At 67.1% G+C, this 20,037-nt stretch carries 20 protein-coding genes; 9 read left to right on the forward strand and 11 right to left on the reverse strand.

Features of this window, described 5'->3' with window-relative positions; genetic code table 11:
• Positions 1 to 9 precede the first annotated feature (9 nt).
• From E0H92_RS27200 to E0H92_RS27220, 5 genes are read left to right on the forward strand one after another with little or no spacing between them, the layout of a single operon-like run.
• Positions 10 to 888, forward strand: coding sequence for a sugar phosphate isomerase/epimerase family protein (locus E0H92_RS27200; protein WP_131498165.1), 879 nt, complete (start codon positions 10 to 12; stop codon positions 886 to 888).
• Positions 888 to 1,829, forward strand: coding sequence for a 5-dehydro-2-deoxygluconokinase (gene iolC, locus E0H92_RS27205; protein WP_131498166.1), 942 nt, complete (start codon positions 888 to 890; stop codon positions 1,827 to 1,829). The genes E0H92_RS27200 and iolC overlap by 1 nt, the downstream gene beginning before the upstream one ends.
• Positions 1,826 to 2,737 (forward strand): Cgl0159 family (beta/alpha)8-fold protein, encoded by a 912-nt coding sequence (locus E0H92_RS27210; RefSeq protein WP_131498167.1) that lies wholly within the window; start codon positions 1,826 to 1,828, stop codon positions 2,735 to 2,737. The genes iolC and E0H92_RS27210 overlap by 4 nt, the downstream gene beginning before the upstream one ends.
• Positions 2,734 to 4,611 (forward strand): 3D-(3,5/4)-trihydroxycyclohexane-1,2-dione acylhydrolase (decyclizing), encoded by a 1,878-nt coding sequence (gene iolD / locus E0H92_RS27215; protein ID WP_165550036.1) that lies wholly within the window; start codon positions 2,734 to 2,736, stop codon positions 4,609 to 4,611. Before E0H92_RS27210 ends, iolD begins: the two co-directional genes overlap by 4 nt.
• Positions 4,612 to 4,656: 45 nt before the next feature.
• Positions 4,657 to 5,700, forward strand: a complete 1,044-nt coding sequence (locus tag E0H92_RS27220; RefSeq protein ID WP_202873833.1) for a LacI family DNA-binding transcriptional regulator — start codon at positions 4,657 to 4,659, stop codon at positions 5,698 to 5,700.
• A gap of 59 nt (positions 5,701 to 5,759) precedes the next feature.
• On the opposite strand, the gene E0H92_RS27225 is transcribed toward E0H92_RS27220, so the two are convergent.
• The 6 genes from E0H92_RS27225 to E0H92_RS27250 are packed head-to-tail and all read right to left on the reverse strand — an operon-like array spanning position 5,760 to position 12,047.
• Entirely contained in the window at positions 5,760 to 6,746 is a 987-nt protein-coding gene (locus E0H92_RS27225) for a BadF/BadG/BcrA/BcrD ATPase family protein (protein ID WP_131498168.1), read from the reverse strand.
• Positions 6,743 to 8,038 (reverse strand): family 4 glycosyl hydrolase, encoded by a 1,296-nt coding sequence (locus E0H92_RS27230; protein WP_131498169.1) that lies wholly within the window; start codon positions 8,036 to 8,038, stop codon positions 6,743 to 6,745. The genes E0H92_RS27225 and E0H92_RS27230 overlap by 4 nt, the downstream gene beginning before the upstream one ends.
• Before the next feature lie 30 nt (positions 8,039 to 8,068).
• Entirely contained in the window at positions 8,069 to 8,875 is an 807-nt protein-coding gene (locus E0H92_RS27235; RefSeq protein WP_131498170.1) for a 6-phosphogluconolactonase, read from the reverse strand.
• A 37-nt stretch (positions 8,876 to 8,912) separates the two neighbouring features.
• Positions 8,913 to 9,725, reverse strand: a complete 813-nt coding sequence (locus tag E0H92_RS27240) for a carbohydrate ABC transporter permease (protein WP_131498171.1) — start codon at positions 9,723 to 9,725, stop codon at positions 8,913 to 8,915.
• Positions 9,722 to 10,684 carry a carbohydrate ABC transporter permease gene (locus E0H92_RS27245; RefSeq protein ID WP_202873834.1) on the reverse strand — a complete coding sequence of 321 codons (963 nt, stop codon included), beginning with the start codon at positions 10,682 to 10,684 and terminating at the stop codon, positions 9,722 to 9,724. The genes E0H92_RS27240 and E0H92_RS27245 overlap by 4 nt, the downstream gene beginning before the upstream one ends.
• A 4-nt stretch (positions 10,685 to 10,688) precedes the next feature.
• Positions 10,689 to 12,047, reverse strand: coding sequence for an ABC transporter substrate-binding protein (locus E0H92_RS27250; RefSeq protein WP_131498172.1), 1,359 nt, complete (start codon positions 12,045 to 12,047; stop codon positions 10,689 to 10,691).
• A gap of 129 nt (positions 12,048 to 12,176) precedes the next feature.
• On the opposite strand from E0H92_RS27250, the gene E0H92_RS27255 reads away from it, so the two are divergent.
• A complete protein-coding gene (locus tag E0H92_RS27255) occupies positions 12,177 to 12,896 on the forward strand; it encodes a GntR family transcriptional regulator (protein ID WP_238173604.1) in 720 nt (239 codons plus the stop codon).
• Between the two features lie 9 nt (positions 12,897 to 12,905).
• Here the strand turns inward: E0H92_RS27255 and E0H92_RS27260 are convergent, their stop codons facing one another.
• From E0H92_RS27260 to E0H92_RS44300, 3 genes are all read right to left on the reverse strand, one after another.
• Positions 12,906 to 13,442 (reverse strand): helix-turn-helix domain-containing protein, encoded by a 537-nt coding sequence (locus E0H92_RS27260; protein ID WP_131498174.1) that lies wholly within the window; start codon positions 13,440 to 13,442, stop codon positions 12,906 to 12,908.
• Positions 13,443 to 13,515: 73 nt separating this feature from the next.
• The gene (locus E0H92_RS27265) at positions 13,516 to 15,015 is read right to left on the reverse strand and encodes a sodium:solute symporter family protein (protein WP_131498175.1); all 1,500 of its coding nucleotides are present in this window, start codon (positions 15,013 to 15,015) and stop codon (positions 13,516 to 13,518) included.
• Positions 15,016 to 15,026: 11 nt separating this feature from the next.
• On the reverse strand, positions 15,027 to 15,269 hold the full coding sequence (locus E0H92_RS44300; protein WP_165550038.1) for a DUF3311 domain-containing protein: 243 nt from the start codon (positions 15,267 to 15,269) through the stop codon (positions 15,027 to 15,029).
• Positions 15,270 to 15,463: 194 nt separating this feature from the next.
• Between E0H92_RS44300 and E0H92_RS27275 the strand changes: the two genes are divergently transcribed.
• Genes E0H92_RS27275 through ald form a run of 3 tightly spaced genes read left to right on the forward strand, consistent with a single transcriptional unit; the run spans position 15,464 to position 19,035 of the window.
• Positions 15,464 to 16,597 carry an aminotransferase class V-fold PLP-dependent enzyme gene (locus E0H92_RS27275; protein WP_131498177.1) on the forward strand — a complete coding sequence of 378 codons (1,134 nt, stop codon included), beginning with the start codon at positions 15,464 to 15,466 and terminating at the stop codon, positions 16,595 to 16,597.
• Entirely contained in the window at positions 16,597 to 17,877 is a 1,281-nt protein-coding gene (locus E0H92_RS27280; protein WP_165550040.1) for a metal-dependent hydrolase family protein, read from the forward strand. The genes E0H92_RS27275 and E0H92_RS27280 overlap by 1 nt, the downstream gene beginning before the upstream one ends.
• A gap of 33 nt (positions 17,878 to 17,910) precedes the next feature.
• Positions 17,911 to 19,035, forward strand: a complete 1,125-nt coding sequence (gene ald, locus E0H92_RS27285; RefSeq protein WP_131498179.1) for an alanine dehydrogenase — start codon at positions 17,911 to 17,913, stop codon at positions 19,033 to 19,035.
• On the opposite strand, the gene E0H92_RS27290 is transcribed toward ald, so the two are convergent.
• Both E0H92_RS27290 and E0H92_RS27295 read right to left on the reverse strand, forming a co-directional pair.
• Positions 19,032 to 19,484: a PaaX family transcriptional regulator C-terminal domain-containing protein gene (locus E0H92_RS27290; protein WP_131498180.1), complete on the reverse strand. Its 453-nt coding sequence runs from the start codon at positions 19,482 to 19,484 to the stop codon at positions 19,032 to 19,034. The genes ald and E0H92_RS27290 overlap by 4 nt on opposite strands.
• Before the next feature lie 248 nt (positions 19,485 to 19,732).
• Complete coding sequence (locus E0H92_RS27295) at positions 19,733 to 19,999, reverse strand: hypothetical protein (protein WP_131498181.1); 267 nt, start codon at positions 19,997 to 19,999, stop codon at positions 19,733 to 19,735.
• Between the last annotated feature and the right edge of the window lie 38 nt (positions 20,000 to 20,037).

Genomic DNA, 20,037 nt, shown 5'->3' on the forward strand with positions numbered 1-20,037 from the left:
AGGCACGCGATGAAGATCGCCCTGGACCCATATATGTTCCGCAGTACGCCGCTGCTCGAACTGCCTGCGCTGGTGGCCGAGCTCGGGTACGACTACATCGAGCTGTCGCCGCGGGAGGACTTCACGCCGTTCTTCCTGCACGCACGCGCGGGCGACGACACGGTGAAGGCGTTCAAGAAAGCGCTGGACGCGGCCGGCGTACAGGTTGCCTCGCACCTGCCGCTCTACCGCTGGTCAGGACCGGACGAAGAGGAACGCCAGGCTGCGGTGCGCTACTGGAAGCGCGCGATCCAGCTGACCGTGGATCTCGACTGCCGGGTGATGAACTCGGAGTTCAACGGACGGCCGGAACAGGCGAGCCGGAGCGAGGCGATGTTCTGGAAGTCGATGGAAGAACTCCTGCCGGTCTTCGAGCGCGAGGGCGTGCAGCTACGACTTGAGCCACACCCGGACGACTTCGTCGAAGACGGCCTGGTCGCGATCGACATGATCCGCGGCATCAACTCACCCCTCGTGTCGTTCCTGTACTGCGCCCCGCACACGTTCCACATGGGCGGAAATACTGACCGGAACCTGGCCGAGATCATGCGGTACGCCGGTCCGCTGCTGACCCAGGTGCACCTCGCGGACTCCTTCGACCACCGCGCCTCGTCCGGCCTGCGCTACATCGTCAACCCACCCGGATCGACCGCCCGCGTTCACCAGCACCTGGACATCGGCCAGGGCGAGGTCGACTGGGAGACCTTCTTCAGCACGCTCGACGAACTCGGGTTCGGCGACCGTGAAGACACCGTCATGACCTCCTGCGTGTTCGCCTGGGAGGACCGCGCCCGCGACTCCGCGACATTCATGCGCGAGACCGTCGACAAGTACATCGGGGCGTGGTGATGGACTTGCTGACGGTCGGCCGGGTCGGAGTCGACCTGTATCCGCAGCAGCCGGGTCCGCTGAAGGACGTCACCTCGTTCGGCCGGTACCTGGGCGGTACGGCGACCAACGTCGCGGTCGGCGCTGCCCGGCTGGGACGCCGTACGGCCGTCCTCACGAAGGTCGGCGCAGACGGGTTCGGCGAGTATGTGCGGGAGGCGTTGAAGGGGTTCGGTGTCGATCCGTCGTACGTCGGGATCTCACCCGAGCTGCAGACGCCGATCGTGTTCTGCGAGCTGAACCCGCCTGAGGACCCGCCGCTCCTGTTCTACCGGCAGCCGGTCGCTCCGGACCTCACGCTCACCGCCGATGACGTCCCCTGGGATCTCGTCCGGGAGGTTCCGGTGTTCTGGGTCACCGGCACCGGGGTCAGTGTCGAGCCTGCACGCAGTACCCAGCTGGCGATGCTGGAGCATCGCGGTCGGAGCCGGTGGACAGTGCTCGATCTCGACTGGCGTCCCATGTTCTGGCCGTCACCGGAACAGGCCACGGCCGAGTACGACGTGATGCTCGACCTCGTGAACGTTGTCGTCGGCAACCGTGCCGAGGTCGAGGTCGCCACCGGATCCGCCGACCCGGACGAGGCCGCCGACCGGCTGCTGAACCGCGGCGTCGAGCTGGCGATGGTGAAGCTGGGCGCCCGCGGCGTCCTGGTCGCCACCCCCGACGAACGAACCGTCGTACCGCCGCACCGGGTCGACGTCGTGTGCGGACTCGGCGCCGGCGACGCGTTCGGCGGCGCACTCGTCCACGGTCTCCTGTCCGAATGGCCGGCCGCCCGGATCGCCGAGTACGCCAACGCCGCCGGTGCCCTGGTCGCGTCCCGCCTCGCCTGCGCCGACGCCATGCCTACCGCGGCAGAGCTCGAAGCTCTGCTCGCCGCCCAAGGAGTGACAGCGTGACAGGTCCTTTGCTTGACGTGGACCGGTGGCGTGGCCTGCTGCGCACCCGCGCGACCGACCCGTACGCTGTGCAGCGGGCCTACGCCGCCCGGACCCAGCCGGAGCGACTGCTCACCGCGCGCGGCACGTTGTTCCTGGTGGCCGCGGATCACCCGGCCCGCGGCGCGCTCGCCTCCGGCGGTAATGCGATGGCGATGGCCGACCGGCGATCGCTGCTGGCGCGGCTGATCACAGCGCTCGAGCATCCGGACGTCGACGGCGTACTGGGCAGCCCTGACATCGTCGAGGAACTGCTACTGCTCGGAGCGCTCGAGGGCAAGGTGGTGATCGGGTCGATGAACCGGGGCGGTCTCGACGGTGCTACCTGGACGATGGACGACCGGTTCACCGGGTACGACGCTGCCGGTATCGCAGACTGTGGTCTGCAGGGCGGGAAGATGCTCCTGCGGATCGACGACACGGACGCGTCGACCGCGAGCACCATCGAAGCTTGCGCCCACGCGGTGTCCGAACTGGCCGCCCGCGGGCTGATGGCAATGATCGAGCCGCTGCCGTACCACCGCAACGACGACGGCACCCTGCGGTTGCGCAAAGACGCGCCGGCCCTGGCCCGCGCGGTCGCGGTCGGCAGCGCGCTCGGCCGTACCAGCGCTCACACCTGGCTGAAGATGCCGTCCTGTGCAGACCTGGCCACCGTGTTCGGCGCGACCACCCTGCCCTGCGTCGTACTCGGCGGCGTACCGAGCCCAGATCCTGCGCAGGACCTCGACTCGTGGGGAGCCGCCCTCAACGAGCCGGTCGTGCGGGGGCTGGTGGTCGGGCGGGCATTGCTCTACCCACCGGACGGTGACGTCCGAGCGGCAGTGGACGCGGCCGCGAAGATCCTCAGCGCCGCGGAGGCGGCATGAGAACCGTGCGATTGACGACCGCGCAGGCGTTGGTGCGGTGGATGATCGCGCAGCGCTCGGAGTTGCTCGACGGGACCGACGTACCTTTGTTTGCTGGGGTTTTCGGCATCTTCGGGCACGGCAACGTCCTCGGACTGGGCACCGCCTTGTACGACGTCCAGGACGAGCTGCCGACCTGGCGCGGCCAGAACGAGCAGGGCATGGCACTCGCGGCGGTCGCGTACGCCCGCGCCACCGACCGCCGGCAGGTGATGGCAGCAACCTCTTCCGTCGGCCCGGGCGCCCTCAACATGGTCACGGCCGCCGGAGTCGCCCACGCGAATCGCCTGCCGGTGCTGCTCCTGCCCGGGGACACGTTCACCAGCCGCGCCCCGGACCCGGTCCTGCAGCAGGTCGAGCATTTCGGCGACCCGACGACCACGGTCAACGACGCGTTCCGTCCGGTATCGCGCTACTTCGACCGGATCACCCGCCCCGAGCAACTCCTGTCCACCCTGCCCCAGGTCGCCCGGGTTCTCACCGACCCGGCCGACGCGGGTCCCGTCGTACTGGCGCTGCCGCAAGACGTACAGGCCGAGGAGTACGACTTCCCGGCCGCGATGTTCGAGCGCCGGCGGCACGTCGTCGACCGGCCGCGCCCGGACCGTGACGCGCTGGCAGCCGCGGCAGCCGTACTGCGAACCGCCGAACGACCACTGCTCGTTGTCGGAGGGGGAGTGCGCTATTCGGGCGCCGCCCGCGAAGCACTCGCCTTCGCCGAAACCCACCACGTGCCTGTCGTGGAGACCGTGGCCGGCCGCACCCTGGTGCCACACGACCACCACCTGTACGGCGGCGCGCTCGGCATCATCGGCTCCACCAGCGCCAACAACCTCGCCGCAGCCGCGGACGTCGTACTCGCCGTAGGCACCCGCCTCCAGGACTTCACCACCTCGTCGTGGACCGGCTTCGCCGCGGACGCGCGGATCCTCACCGTGAACACCGCCCGGTTCGACGCGGTCAAGCGTGCCGCCCAGACTGTCGTCGGCGACGCCCGCGAGACCCTCGACGAGCTGACCGCGGGCCTGACCGGCTGGACCGCGCCCGCGGCTTGGACGGCACGAACGATCGAGGAGACGGGGAGCTGGGACGCGCACATCGACCAGTTGCGCACCGGTGGCGGACGCCTCACCTATGCCCAGGTCGTGGGCGTGGTCAACGACGCGAGCCGCCCGGACGACTACGTCCTCACCGCATCAGGCGGCATGCCCGGCGAACTGCACGGCGGCTGGCGCACCGCCAAGGTCGAGGCCGGCGCCACCTCCGGCGCCACGATGGATCTGGAGTACGGCTTCTCCTGCATGGGCTACGAGGTCGTCGCACCCTGGGGCGCCGCCATGGCCCGCGCGACAACGCATCCAGACGGCCTCGTGACCGCGCTCTTCGGCGACGGCTCCTACCTGATGCTCAACTCCGAGCTCTACTCCGCCGCCTTCTCCGGCCACCCGTACGTCGCCGTACTGTGCGACAACGGCGGCTACGCCGTCATCCACCGCCTGCAAACCAATCAAGGCGCCGCCGGATTCAACAACCTGCTCGCCGACTCCCGCGGCCCCGACACCGCACTCCGGGCCGACTTCGCCGCCCACGCCCGAGCCCTCGGATGCACCGTCGAGGACGTCCCCGAAGGTGCCGGCACCGACGACCTGCGTGCCGCCTACGAACGAGCCCGCCAGGCAGCCAGGCGCACCCGCCGCCCGGCCGTCGTCGTATGCCGCACGGACCCAGCTGCCTGGACCGAGGCCGGCGCGTGGTGGGAAACCGGCGTACCCGAGGCGCTTTCCGGCCGCGACAGCTACCAGAACGGCAAGGCGCGACAGGTCCGGTGGTTGTGAAGGGACTAACCTCGCAGTGTGGCGACGGAGAGCGAAGGAGGTCCGATGAGCAGCGACGCGGCGGAGACGCCTCGTCCGCCGACCATGGCCGACCTCGCGGCTCACGTCGGCGTCTCGCGTCAACTCGTCTCGCTGGTACTGCGCGATGCTCCGGGAGCGAGCGACGAGACCCGGCGACGGGTGCGTGAGGCCGCCCGGGAACTCGGCTTCAGTCCACACGTCGGGGCGCGATCACTACGCCGCGCCCGCAGCAAGGACCTGGGGGTCGTCTTCGCACCGGCTCACTCGACAGAGCCCGAGATCGTCGAGGCGATCTACCCCGCGGCGTCGGCGCGCGGATACGACATCATGCTCAGCGCGCAAACGGGCACCCGAAGCACCGAGCTGGCGGTCGAGGAGCTGCTCGGCCACCGCTGCGCGGCACTCATCCTGATCGGCTCCGACCTCAAGCACGCCGGACTCCGAGCCGTCGCCGAGCGGAGCGTCGTACCAGTGGTCGACGTCGGCTACGGCCGTCGCAACCAGTTCTACGACGTCGTACGGTCGTCTGGCGACAAGGGGATCGAGCAACTCGTCGAATACCTTGCGGAGCTCGGCCACCGGCAAATCACCTACGTCGATCCCGCCGCGATGCCGCCCGGCGCCCTGCGTCGCCGAGGCTACGAGCGCGCGGCCAAGCGCCTCGAATTGCCCCCGGACATCGTGTCGGCACCCGGCGACTACACCGAGGCCAGCTACTTCGAAGAAGTGGGCGCCGCGGCCGGACACATCCTCCTCGACCGACCCGAGCTCCCGACCGCCGCAGTCGCACCGAACGACCACGCCGCCTTCGGCCTCCTGAACACCCTGGTCCGCAACGGCGTCCGGGTCCCCGAGGACATCTCGATCGCAGGCTTCGACGACGCACCGATCGCACGGCTCTCCTCGGTCGACCTGACCAGCGTCCGGCAAGACCCTGACTTGATGGGCAACTCTGCCGTCGAGGCCGCGGTCCGCCGCATCGAGAAACAGGAGGAGCGACCCCGCGAGACCGTGGTCAAGACATCCCTCATCGTCCGAACCAGCACCGCCGCCCCACCGGCCCACTGACTCCACCCTGCTCGCGCATACCTCTGCGCGGCCCGATCAGTGACGTGGCTGCGAACGGATCAAGTCATAGAACCTGCTTGGCTGAGGACGGCCGCATGGAGCACGGGGGTGAGTGGGATTCCGCCGTCGGCGATGGCGTCGAGGACGGTGCCGAGGATGGGTGCGGTGTCTTGTGATGCCACGTCGACGTGGGGGAGTTGGCGGCCGAGTTCTCGGAGGATGGCTTTGCGGAGGGTATCGTCTGCGGCTACCGAGCCGCCGAGGGTGAGGGTGAAAGGTTCGTCGAGACCGACCTGGTTGACGCAGGCCTCGACGTAGGCGGTGACTAGTTGGGCGTGCTGGTCGACGATGCTGAGAGCAACGAGATCGCCTTGTTCGGCTTCGCGCAGTACGACGCGGGCTGCTTTTGACTTGTTGAGGTGAGTGCCCTCGGTGTTGTCGCGGCGGGTGAATCTGTGCAGTAGATCCTCGACCGAGGCCGCCTCGTAGAACTGGGGAATTGCCTGTGAGAGCGAGGTGCTGGGCGCCAGACCGGTGTGCGCCCGGAAGATCGCGTGCAATGCGTCGTCGACCAAGCCTGCAGCGCCGAGTGGGTGCTGCAGCCAGAACGAGAACGCGAACTCGGCCCCGTCCCGGCCCCGGCCCGCGATTGCGGCGCCAGTACCGAGCGAGACCGCGACGCCGACACCGTCCGGGTCGCCGCATCGCAGCAGGGCGAAGCCGTCGTTCTTGACTGAGAATCGCACGTCTGGACCGAGGTGGCCCCCGAGCGCCTCGGTCCAGAGTGCGGTGTCCTCGGGCCAGTCGACGCCCGCGAGGCGGAAGGCTGCCGATACCAAGCGCCCGTTGGGTACGACGTTGCGCGCGGAGGTGAGTGCTTCGTCGACGAGTCGGAGGACCGCGGCTACTGCCTCTCCCGGGTCGTCGACGCCGTAGATGTCACCGAGCCCACCGCGCGCCCAGCCGCGGATGTTCCCGTGCCGGTCCGCGACGGCGGCGATGGTTTTGGTGTTTCCGGCGTCGACGCCGAGGAAGAGGTCGTTCACGGCAGGAGTCGCTCCGGGAGGTAGGCGGCGTGCGCGGCGGCCATCTCGTCGTACAGCTCTTCGGCGACCTTGAGGTTGTTGACGAGCGGGTTGGCGAGCAGGGCTTGGATGCCGTCCTTGCGGGTGCCTTCCCAGCCTGTCTTCGCGGCGAGGATCTGGTACTCGGCGAGCTCCTGGGTGATGCCGAGGACCGAGTGCGGCAGCGGCTTCTGTGGCTCGATGTGGAAGCCCTTCTTGTCGACGTTGCACCAGACCTCGACCACGGTGCTCTCGTCGAACCCGGCGAGCGCGCCGCCGGCGTTGGGGAGGTTGACCGGCAGTCGGGCGCCGGTGTCGTTGTAGTGCGCACTCATCACGTCAATCGCGAGCTCCAGCTCGTGGATACCGCCGCGCGAGCGCGCCGGGTCCAGCTCAGGGGCGTCGACGGTCGACTGCTCACGGTAGTGGTCCCAGTAGCCCGGGACAGCGTCCATGATGAGCTCCGAACGCGTCTTGGCTGCGCCCTGCTGCTCGCGCAGCAGTTCCTCGCGGAAGTAGTAGTAGTTGAAGTAGTCGGACGGGATCGACCCCATGGTCACCGCGAGGTGCAGCGCTCGGCGGGAGTTGGCGTCCAGCGTGTCCTTGCGCTCTTCCCACCCCTTCTCGAGCAGCGGCATGATGTCTTCGCCGTCGTACAGGGCCTCGGTGCTCCAGCAGTTGTGGTTGACGCCGGCCATCGTCACCTGGGCACGCTCCGGGTCGAGCCCGGCGGCCTTGATGACGACCGGCGGGAAGACGATCGGGCCTTCGCACATCGACACGATCGGCACGTCGCTGTACTGCGTGACGGCCTGGGAGACGATGTTGACCGGGTTGGTGTAGTTGAAGATCTTCGCGTTGGGGGCGACCGCGTTCAGGTCCTCGACGACGCCCTTGAGTACGTTGACCGATCGCAGCGACATGAAGAAGCCGCCGGGGCCCTGGGTCTCCTGCCCGATGACGCCGTGCTTGATCGGGATCCGCTCGTCCAGTGCGCGGGCCGCGAAACCGCCGGGCCGGAAGCTGGACAGAACCGCGTCGACGTCGGCCAGGCCGGCGCGGCGGTCCGTGGTGGCGGTGACGGTGACATCGAGGCCTTGGGCCTTGATCATCCGCTCGGTGATCGCCCGGACGACCTCCAGGTGGTCGGGATCCAGATCGATCAGGACGAACTCGGAGCCCGCGAACTCCTTGGCGTGCCAGAGCAGTGAGGCCATCGTGCCGGCCGCCCGCGAGGAGCCGCCGCCGAGGTATGCGAGCTTGATGCGTGCCATGAGGACAGTGTGCCTTTCGTAGCTGGTAGGTCAGGAGGCAGCGGACAGCAGCGCGGCCGCTGCCCGGTCTGCCAGGAATCGTGGGGATGCGCACTCGCTGAGGACGGTGGCCGGCCAGTCCGCTTGGTAGGAGCCGGCGGCAGCGACGCGCTGAACGGTGACCTGCTTGTGCTCTCCAGTGACGACCATGATGACGGCACGCGACAGGTCGCGGATGGTGGCGACTCCAACGGTGACGCCGTACCGGGGCACCTCTTCCAGCCGCCGGAACGAGGGGAACGTCCCGAGGTTGTCGCGACGGGTCGCGTCCCCGAGCTCGACGACCCGGGTGACGCTGTCGGGCGCGGTTCCGGCGGGATTCAGTGCGATGTGGCCGTCGGAGGCGCCGGAGGCGAGCAGGAAGATGTCGATCCCTCCGACGGCTGCCAGCGCGTCGTCGTACGCACCGGGTTGGGCTGCAGGATCGGGATACCACAGATTCTCGTCCGGGATGCGGCGGCCTGGACTGGCCGCCGCGTTCAGCGGGCCGAGGATCTGCCGGCGTCCGAAGCCGACGCAGCTGTGCTGGAGCTCGGTGTCGACCAGTTGGAACCCGTCGGCGGCGCGGACGACGTACTCGTCCATCAGGGCGACGATCACGTGGCTGAGGTCGAGGTTGCGCTCGGCAACAAGATCGGCGAGGTGCGCGTAGGTCCGGAGCGGACTGCGGCCACTCGGGCAGCCGAGTACGAACGTCCGGCCCGCCGTCGCGGCCGACTCGATGCCGGCGGCAATGTCCTCGGCCGCGAGCAGGCCGACCTGGTCGGGGCTGTCGTGGACTTCGGGCGGCACGTGCATAGGGGGATTTCCTTCGCTTTCGGGAGGGAGAGGGCGGCTATTCCTTGAGGGCGCCGTTCAGCACGCCGCGGATGAAATGCCGCTGGAAGAAGGCGTAGAGCACGAGCACCGGGAGGGCGACGATGAGTGATCCGGCGGCGAGCAGGTTCACATCGACGCTGTGCCGCCCTTGGAAGACCCCCAGCGCCAGCGTGGCCGGCTGGATCGCCGGGTCAGCGATGAAGATCAGGGAGAGGAAGAAGTCGTTCCAGGTCCACATGAACGACAGCAGCGCGAGGGTGAGAACGGCGGGCCGGGAGATCGGCAGCAGGATCTGCCAGAGGATGCGCCAGGTGCGGGCGCCGTCCATCTCGGCCGCCTCGACCAGCGACGTGGGTACGGCGCGGAACGTCGCACGCATCCAGAACGTGCCGAACGGAACGCCCATACCGATCTGGATGATGATCAGCCCGAGCCAGGAGTTCGTCAGGCCGAGGGACTGGAACGTGTAGTAGAGCGGGACGATGAAGACCTCGGCCGAGATCATCAGGCCGAGCAGGACGACCGGGAAGATCACCTTCTGGCCAGCGACCCCGAGGACGCCGAAAGCGAAGCCGGACAGGATGGCGAGCAGCGTCTGCCCGGTCACCGCGCCGATCGTGATCACCGCGGACGCGAGCATCGCCTTGCCGAATCCGCCGAGCTCCCACGCGGTACTGAAGTTCTCCCAGTGCAAGTGCGTGAGGTCGAGCTGACCGGAGCGGTTCGGACTCAACGCAGTGAAGACGAACCAGACCACAGGGAACAGCACGAGGATCGAGACGAGCGCCAGGACGGTGTGGTTCAGGACGCGTTCGGTACGGGAGATCATGCGCTCTCCTCCGACAGTCTCGTGATGATCAGTGCCACGAGCAGGCAGATGATCGCCAGTACGATCCCGATCGCGGCCGCCATTCCCACGTCAGGGTTCAGGAAGGCCTTGCGGTAGAGCAGTAGGGCCGGCGTGGTGGTCGACGTACCAGGACCACCCTGCGTCGTGACCCAGACGAGGTCGAACGCCCGCAGCGCACCCGTGACGGTGAGCGTGAGCGCGACTGCCAGCTGGCCGCGCAGCGCCGGCAATGTGATCGCGAGGAACTCCTTGACCGGACTCGCGCCGTCGAGCCGGGCCTGCTCGTACAGCTCGTTGGGAATCGCGGCAACGCCGGCGACGAACAACACCATGCACAGACCCAACGCGGTCCAAGTGCCGATCACGCCGAGTGCGGGTAGCGCCCAGGTGAAGTCGCCGAGCCAGTTCCTGGCGAGGTCGCCGAGGCCGACAGCGCGCAGCGCGCCGTTGAGTGGGCCGTCCGGTCCGTAGATCCGCTTCCAGATCACGGCGACCACAACGCTGGTGAGGACCTGCGGCAGGAACAGCAGCCAGCGGTAGACACCGCTGCCGCGCATTTTGCCGCGGCCGAGCAGGGCGGCGGAGAGCAGGCCGAGCAGGATCGGCAGGCCGGCGAAGAACAGGACCAGTACGAGAACGTGTGCCAGTGCCTGGCCGAGCTCGGGATCGGTGAAGAAGGCGGTGTAGTTGCTCAGGCCAACGAACCGTGCGGTCGTGACGCCGTCCCAGCTGTAGAACGAGTAGCTGACGCTCTGCAGGATCGGAACGAGAACTACGAAGCCGTACATCAGCAGTGCGGGTGCCGCGAACGCGAGACCGAGCCAGCGCCGCTTCCGGGCACGCACGGACAAGCCCGGCTTGGTGCGACGGGAGCCGGCCTCCTCCGGGACGACGGCAGCCGGAGCGGCCCGCCGGTGGAGGAGCTGACGGGAACTCATCCGGTCAGCCCTTCGCCCGCTGAGTCTGGAATGCGTCGTAGTCCTTCTGCCCGGCAGCGGCCAGCTGATCAGGCGTCACCTTGCCGGCGAGCAACAGTTGGGTCTGGCCACCGAGCGTGTCGAGCATTGTGGGCGTGGACCAGTCGAAGTACGGCACGAAGCCGTTGCCTTCGTCGAGCTTCTTCTGGGCGGCGATCTCGGTCGCGAGTTCAGGGTTGCCGCTCGGTTCCTGGACGTCGTTGTGCAGCAACGGAAGGTAGCCGTGATCAACGCTGGCCTGGGCAGTTGCCTTGCTGGCCATGTAGTCGAGGAACGCGGCGGCGGCGTCGGGGTGCTTGGACTTCGTCGAGATTGCCAGGTTGCCGACCGTCGAGCCGGTGCCGACGACCTGGTCACCGCTTGCCTGCGGCAGTTGCACGTAGCCGAACGTCTGCTTCTGCGCCGCCGAGAACCCGAGCGATCCGGTGTAGTTGAACTGGAACGCGCCCTTGCCGCCCAGGAAGTTGTTCATCGCATCGGCGAACGGCACACCCGCGTGGTTCGGTGTCAGCCACCCGGTGTCGTTCCACTTCTTCACCGCTGCCGCGGCCTGCGTGATCCCGGTGGAGGTGATCGGCACCGAGCCGCTGGAGTAGACGAAGTCGCCGATGTCCTTTGCCGAGCCGTACAGATCCTGCAGCGCGAACAGGATCACTGTCGAGGAGCCCTTGTCCTGGGATCCGTACGAGATCGGGACCTGGCCGGCGACCTTGATCGCGGCGCAGGCCTTCTCGAACTCGTCGAGAGTCTTCGGCGGCTGCAACCCGAGCTTGTCCAGGATCGCCTTGTTGTAGTACAGCCCGATCAGCGACGACCGGGCCGCCGGGACGGCGTACAGCGAACCGTTCCCCATCTGCTTGCCGTCGGCCGTGAACTGCTCCTGGCGCAGGATCGTGGTCGGGATCTCGTCCTTCCACCCGTACGCGGACGCGTAGGCGTCGAGATTCAGGATGCGGTTGCCCTTGGCCAGCGTGCCCATTGACTGCCAGCCGTTGTTCACCAGAGCGAGGTCGGGACCGTTGGGATCCGCGAGCCGCAGGTTCAAGGTGTTCATCACCTGACCCCAGTCCTGGGTGGTCCGCTCGATCTTGATGTTCGGGTGTTCCTTTTCGAACCCGGCGACCACGGAATCCATCCACTTGCCCTCCTCGCCCTGCCAGAAGTCGAGCATCTTCAACGTGACGTCCTCACCAGAGACATCAGTCGAGGCCCCGCTGGGTGCGTTCGTGGAGCCGGAACTGGAACCACCGGGTGCGCACGCCGCCAGCATCGTGGCTGTGGCGAGAAGGGCAGCAGCCGCGCCCATCAGGTGCCGCTTCTTCATGCCTGTCTCCTTCGATTCGTCGGATGCCCCCGTTCCGAGCGGACGTCGTCAACCGTAGCTATAACCAGACCAGTTATGCCAGATTCGGCCCAGTTTTGAGCCAAAGCCAAAACTGGTATGGTTATGGCGATGAGGACCTCAACCGTCGCCGCCGGCGTCGCCCGCCAGTTGAGCGACGCCATCAACCGAGGCGTCTACCCGCCCGGATCACGCCTGCCGGGGGAACGTCAGCTCGCGGATCAGCTCCACGTAAGCCGGAGTACGCTGCGCGCCGCTCTCGGCGATCTCGAGCGCGAGGGCCGGATCGCCCGCTCGCCGCAACGGGGATGGTTCGTGCCCAGTCCGACCGTCGGCGAGCCGCCTAGTACCTTGCAGAGTTTCACCGAGATGGCCCGTCTCCGCGGGCTCACCGCCACGGCTGCCGTGCTGGAGCGCGCACCGCGCTCCGCGACCATTGACGAAGCGGAGAAGCTGGCCATGCCGCCCGGCGGCGAGGTCCTGGTCCTGGTGCGCCTGCGCGGAATGAACTCGACCCCGATCTGCGTCGACACCAACGTCATCCCGATGACGATCGGCGCGCCGCTGCTGAGCGCTGACCTGACCGACCGCTCACTGTACGAGGCGCTCGAGGAGCTGTGCTCGGTATCGGTCTACCGCAGTGCCTACTCGGTCCAGGCCGACGCGGCCTCCGCCGAAACCGCCGCGCTGCTCACCATCCCTACAGGCAACCCGGTCCTGATCGGGCGCGAGGTCGCCTACGACCGCGCCGGTACGCCGATCCTTCTCGGCTACAACACCTACCGAGGCGACGCCTACCGCTTCGAAGCCGACCTCTACCGCGCCATCTGATCAGCTCGGTCAGTAGCTCGGAGGAGTCACGCTGAGGAGGAAGCGGACGACGTTTCGGCCTTCGTTGCGGTAGAGGTGCGGGATGTTGGAGTCGAAAGTGCAGCTGTCGCCGATCTTGAGGACGTGGGTCTGGTCGCCGACCTGGACGGTGAGGCGTCCGGCGAGGACGACGACGCATTCCTCCGACGGGTGTGATCGGGGTGTTTCGGACGTGGCCGCGCCTGGTTCGAGCGATCCCTCGAGGACTTCGAGTTTGGATCCGCCGGGGGAGGCACGCGTATAGGTGATGGCGTGGTGCGGTGAGGAGATCTCGTACCGGTCCTCGCGCCGGATGACGGCAACGGTCTCGTCGTCGCCGTCCTGGAAGAGACTGAACATCGGCGTGTCGAGCGCTTCGGCGATCCGGCGCATGGTCTCCAGGCTCGGGTCGGTGACGCCGCGTTCCACCTGGCTGATCAGGGCGGAGGAGACCCCGGCGTTGTCGGCGAGTTCCCGGACGGTCATGCCTCGAAGCGTCCGAATTTCCCGGATCCGTGTCACAGTCACGGCACCATTATCCAGAAGCAAGGCTGGGTACGCCGGACGCGAGGCCCGGCGTACCCAGTCTTCGTAGGGTTCACTACCGTCCGACCTTGGCCGGTTCCTCGACGGAAGCCGGTGACGAGTCCGCGATACCAACCTCGATCGCGGTCTTCGACGGTGGCTTCGTGGCCAGACTGACGACGATAACGACGGCGACGTTGATGACCAGTGCCGGAAGGCCGACGACGGTGCCGGCGGGCACTGCCTTCAAGGCGATCGAGCCGAGCGCGGGTAGGGCGACGATCAGGCCTCCGCAGATCGCTCCGGCGGCAAGTCCGGCCGCAGTGACCCGGCGCCAGAGCATCGACAAGAACACGGCAGGTGCGAGTTGGCCGACGGTGCTGTACAGGTTCGTCATCAGGCTCAGCAGCTTCGCATTGCTATGGGCAACGAGGAAGATGGCTACGCCGCTGAACACGACGACGCCGATTCGAGTCAGGGCGAGCGACGAGGACCAGCAGCTCGACAGTGGACCGATCACGTTGCGGGTGACGAGGCTGCTGGCCGTGAGGATGAGTACGGCGGTGGGCACGAGCGCAACGAGAATGCCTGCGCCGCCGAGGAGACCGATGACCCAGTCGGGATACTTGTCGCGCACGAAGATGAGCAGGGATTGGTTGGCTTGCTTGCCGGGGAGGTTGGGCAGTGCCAGCAGGGAGGCCAGAGCGATGAAGACAGTTAGTACGTAGAACAGCGAGTACAGCGGCTGGATGACTTGGTTGCGGCGGATCGTGGCCGCGTCCTTGGCGCTGTAGGAGACCTGGAACATGTGGGGCAGGGCGAACTGGCCCAGCGGGGCGAGCACGAGGAAGCTCATCCACCACCAGGTGTTCGTCCCGCTCGCGCCGAGAATTCCCGGCAGAGTCGCGGCGTTCGGGTGTGTCTGCTTCACGGCGTCGAAGATTCCCATCGGGCCGTGGACGCCGGCCGCCGCCGAGGCGCCGACGGCAATCACGAGCAGGACTGCGATCAGCAGAACGTCCTTGACGATCGCGGTGAAGGCCGCGCTGCGCAGGCCGCCGACGAGCACGAACACCGCGACCAGTGCACCGCCGGCAACGACGTACACCAGTTTGGGTACCGAAGTACCGAAGAGAGTGGCGAGGATGAGACTCAGGCCCGTCAGCTGCACCTGGGTGTACAGCAGCAGTGCGATGACGCCGAAGACAGCGATCAGCCCACCGAACCACGGTGCCTCGAAACGGCTGCTGAAGTAGTCGCCGATGGTGACGAGTTCGCGGCGTTTGCCGGCTCGCCAGATCCTCGGCACGACCCAGTAGCCCACGGTCGCCGCGAGGACGACGGTGCCGAGGACGAAGAATCCTGGCGAGCCGTTGGTGAACACTGCCTGGGAGGCGCCGAGCAGCGCGGATGTCGTGAACGTCTCGCCGACGAGCAGGAACCAGAACAGCCAGGTGCCGAACCGCCGGCCACCGACCGACCATTCCTGCATGTTCATCGACTGGCCGCGAGCGGCCGTGGCAGTGCCCCACACGATCGAGCCGATCGCGATGACGAAGGCAAGAATCATTGCCATTTCGAGCCTCCCTAGATCCGATCGAGTTCGCCGTTGCGGCGGTCGACGAGGTACACACCCGCGATCGCGGCGGAGCCGACCAGGACGCCGGCCGTCATCCAGACCAGCAGGAACGGGATGGAACCGAAGACGTAGCCGACCTGGTTGACCAAGGGGATCGCGGCGATGCACCACAGAGGCGGGATCACCAGGAGAAGCCAGTGCCAGCGGAGCCGGGACGTGTGCCCGGCGGCTGGTGCGGATGGTCGAGACATGGTTACTCCGATCGACACACGCGGTGAGGCTAGGACGAACCGCTCGTTTAGAGCAGGTGAACTTCGATCAGTGTCAGTAACCATGGTTGCCTCGTCAAGGCCTGACGACGGCAATTCTGGATTGCCGTCTTGCGTAGTCATAGTGATATATGTTTACCCTGACTGATCAACTTGCAGCTCTGTGGAGGAGACTCATGGACCCACACCGGTTCCGGGCGCAGTTCCCCAGCCTGGTCGACACCACCCACCTGGCTTCGTGCAGTCAGGGGGCGATCTCGACGCGTGTCACGGCGGCACTCGCCGAGATGGCATACACCCTGCGTGACCATGGAGCTCCTTGGGACGCGTGGTTGGTCGAGCAGGAGCGGCTGCGTGACGTCATGGCGCGCTTCTTCAACGCATCCCGAGACGAGATCGCGTTCGTCCCTTCGGCATCGCATGGCGCTTTCCAAGTCGCCAACGCAGTGGATCTCACCGATGGCGGTGTGATCGTCTCGATGGGTGACGAGTTCCCGAGCGTCGGCCAGGTGTTGCACGCGCAGCGCCGTACCGATGGTGAAGTTCGCCGCGTCACTCAGGACGCGATGCGGCAAGTCGGTGTTGTCGAGGCCTACCGCACCCAGATCGACGGCGCGACACGCCTGGTGTCGATCCCGCTGGCCCTCTACACCAACGGATCGCTCCAGCCGGTCAACGAGATCGCGAAGTACGCGCGGGCGGTCGGCGCGCGCGTCCTCGTCGACGCGTACCAAGGTGCCGGTGTGGTCCCGATCGATGTGGCGGAGCTGGATTGCGACTACCTCGTCACCGGGACGCTGAAGTACCTGCTGGGTCTTGCCGGCACCGCGGTGCTGTTCGCGCGGTCCGGCGTACCGGATCACCAGGAGCCCCGGATGACCGGATGGTTCGGCCGGGTGAACCAGTTCAGCTTCGATCCGGCTGACCTGAACTTCCCCGAGGAGGCTCGTCGATTCGAGTCCGGTACGCCGGCCATCCCGACGATGTACGCCGTACGCGCCGGAGTCGAGGTGCTCGGCCAGGTGGACCCGATCACCCGCTGGAACCACGTCGAGGGTCTGGTGGCCGAGACGGGGGACCGTTTGGTCGAGGAGGGCGAGACACTGAGCCGTCCCGCTCCCGATGCGCTGCCCGGCCCACAGGTCGCGCTCGTCGACACCAACCCGGAAGACCTCGCGGCGTACCTGGCCGCGCGCCGAATCGTCGCGTCACCGCGCGGATCGATCCTGCGGCTGGCGTTCCACTACTACAACACCACCGAGGACATCGATCGCGTCTGTACCGCGATCCGGGACTACCGGAGCCAATGATGACCACTCGCACTGCGCTAGCCGCAGCCAGCCTCCTCACCGATTCGTCGGCACCGCTGATCCACGATGCGGTGCTGTGTGTGGAGGGCGACACGATCACGTACGCCGGCCCGCGCGGCGCGGCTCCGGATTGGGCGGCGGCCGAGGTCGTCGATCTCGGCGATCGCACCCTGCTGCCCGGGTTCATCGATTGCCACGTTCATCTTGGCCTGGACCCGGCCTCGGGCACCGTCCTCACCGACATGGAGGCCGATCCGGACGCTCTCCGGCAGCTGATGCTGGCCAACGCGCAGCGCCTGCTCGATGCCGGAGTCACTACTGCTCGCGACCTGGGTGCACCCGGGACAATGGGCACCGAGATCCGGGACCTGTTGCCTACGTTGCCTTACGCGACTCCGAGGATGCAGGTCGCGAACGCCCCGATCACCGTCAGCGGAGGTCACGCGGCGGCAATGGGCGGTGTCGCCGACGGCATCGACGAGGTGCGAGCGGCGGTACGCCGGCGTGCCGAAGAAGGCGTCGATCTGATCAAGGCGATGAGTACCGGCGGGTTCATGACGCCGGGCAGTCATCCATCCGAGGCGCGGTACACCGTTGACGAGCTCACGGCCATCGTCGAGGAAGCACACGCCGCGGGCCTGCCCGTCACGACGCACGCCCTCGGCAGCCAAGGTATCGAACGCGCCGTGCTCGCCGGCGTCGACTGCATCGAACACTGCGGCTGGGTGACGCAGTCCGGTACTCAGTTCGATCCCCGGGTGGCGGCCCTGATCGTCCGGCAGGGCATTGCCGTCAGTCCTGCGATGAACACTGCCTGTACCGCGGAGCACTACATGTGCCCGTGGGACGAACGCGATGCGGTGATCGACAACCTCAGCAGGCTGATCGCCCTCGGCGCGACCGTTGTCGCTGGTACGGATGCCGGAATTCCGCTTGTCCATTTCGAGCGCTTCGCCGATTGCCTGGAGGTGTACGTCGACGCGGGCATGACGGCCCGCCAGGCGATCGCCAGCGCAACCGATGTAGCCGCACAGATCTGCGGTCTCGCTGAGGTCACCGGTCGACTCAAGCCAGGACTCAGTGCCGACGTGGTCGCCGTCGACGGCGACGTGACGGAGAACATCGCAGCCCTGCACCGGCCTCGCTTCGTCATGGCTGCCGGCCGTGTCCACACGGTGCGGACGGCCGACCTCGAAACCGGTGACGCGGACAGTCGCGACCGGATCCGGCGAAGCCTTGCGACCGGTGCCGGCCGGCACCGCGCGGCGACCACAGCATGACCTCCACCAGAACTCATCGAAAGAGCATCCGACGTGACCAAGATCGGCGTACCCAAAGAGATCAAGAACAACGAGTTCCGGGTGGCGCTCACCCCAAGCGGGGTCGGTGAGCTGACCCGCCACGGCCACGAGGTCTACATCGAGACGTCGGCAGGTGCCGGCTCGATGATCGACGACCTCGACTACGTCGCCGCGGGCGCGAAGATTCTCGACTCGGCAGCCGACGTCTGGGCCGCGGGTGACCTGATCATCAAGGTCAAGGAGCCGATCGAACCCGAGTACGAGCGGATGAGAGAGGGACAGGTGCTGTTCACCTACCTCCACCTCGCCGCCGACAAGCCGCTCACCGAGGAGCTGATCAAGCGCAAGGTGACCGGCATCGCCTACGAGACGGTCCAGCTTCCGTCCGGCGGTCTGCCACTGCTGTACCCGATGTCCGAGGTGGCCGGCTGTCTCGCGCCGCAGGTGGGTGCGTACAACCTGATGAAGGCTTTTGGTGGCCGGGGTGTCCTGCTGGGCGGTGTCGGCGGTGTCGGCGGTGTCGCGCGGGCCAAGGTAGTGATCATCGGTGCCGGGGTCTCAGGACAGAACGCCGCCAACATCGCGCTCGGCATGGGCGCCGAGGTCACCATGCTCGACACCGATCTGGGCAAGCTGCGAATGTCGTTCTGGCGGTACGACAACCGTGTGCAGGGACTGGCGTCGTCGACGCTGGCGATCGCGGATCAGGTGCAGCAGGCGGACCTGGTGATCGGAGCGGTCCTGATCCCAGGCGCTGCGGCACCGAAGTTGGTCAGCAACGAGTTGGTGGCCGCGATGAAGCCGGGATCGGTGCTGGTCGACATCGCCATCGACCAGGGCGGCTGCTTCGAAGACTCCCACCCGACCACCCATGCTGACCCGACCTACACGGTGCACAACTCGACGTTCTACTGCGTGGCCAACATGCCCGGCGCGGTCCCGCACACGTCAACGTACGCCCTGACCAATGCGACCATGCCGTACGCGGTCGCCTTGGCGAACAAGGGCTGGGAGCAAGCACTCCAAGACGACGCGTCGCTGGCGCTCGGCCTGAACACCCACGCCGGCCGGCTCGCCAACGTCCAGGTCGGCGATGCGCACGGCATCCCCACCGCCGACCTGGCCGACATCCTCTAGCTCCGCCAGGAGTCACGACTCCCGGCGGGGACCTGCGGTCCAGTGACCGGTGGCGTGGGCCAGTGCTCTACCGTCCAGAGCGCCGACGAGCTTCTCGAAGAACGCCCCCGCCGCCGGTGCCTTCCAGTTGACGCCCAGCAGTCGCTCGGCAGACCGGGATCGCGGAACGGCAACTTGCGCCAGTGATCGATAACGACGAGATAGATGACGAATGCCTGCGCCGGCTCGACGACGCCACGGTCGAGCCGGTCCGCCTCGGTCTGGAACCGCTCCGTGAACTCCTCGTATCGCCGGTCGATCTCGGCGAGGTCCCAGCTCTCGTAGAGGAGAGTGCTGAGATCCTGGCCGCCGACGTAGTCGCCGACGAAGATCGCGGCGTACTTGTCGAGTCCGAGTTCGGCAACGGCCTCCTCGGCGGCATTCTTCATCCGTGTCGGAGCGATCCACATGGCGGTGCCGACATTGCCGAAGCCGAGTGCGGCAAGGTGCGACCGGAGCGATGGCGCTTGCTTCGTGCGGACTCGGGAACGGAGAAGTTGACGATGCTTGCGCGGACGAGCTGTCCGAGAGTGAGACGCGATCGCTGCCCGAGTCGCATGTCGACTGTGACCAAGTGTCTAGTGCTGATCCACTGTTGACGTCGACCTCCACAACCCTCACGCCACGAGGAAGGCTCTCGCGCGCCACGGCGACGACGTCATCGGCAGTGAACGCTGCCGGGCTCGGCATCTGTACTCACGATGCGGATAGTCACGACCGTGCCGATGTCGAGCTGTATCGGCATCGCACTGCAGCTCGACTCGTACCCTCTCTCGAGGAGCGTTTTGAAGTCGTCAGCCGGCGGATTCGTCAGGCGTACTTCGATCGATGCGTCGCCCAACGGGTCTCGCGGACGTGTTCCGTTCTCGTGTCTGATCAGGCTGCGGACGGCATTCGCGATGTCGTTGAGCGGTTCCTCGGCCAATCAGTCAATCGGGATTGATCGGATCCGCGCCGAGCGGC

The sequence above is a fragment of the Kribbella speibonae genome (genome assembly GCF_004331375.1).
GTDB classification, from domain to species: domain Bacteria; phylum Actinomycetota; class Actinomycetes; order Propionibacteriales; family Kribbellaceae; genus Kribbella; species Kribbella sindirgiensis.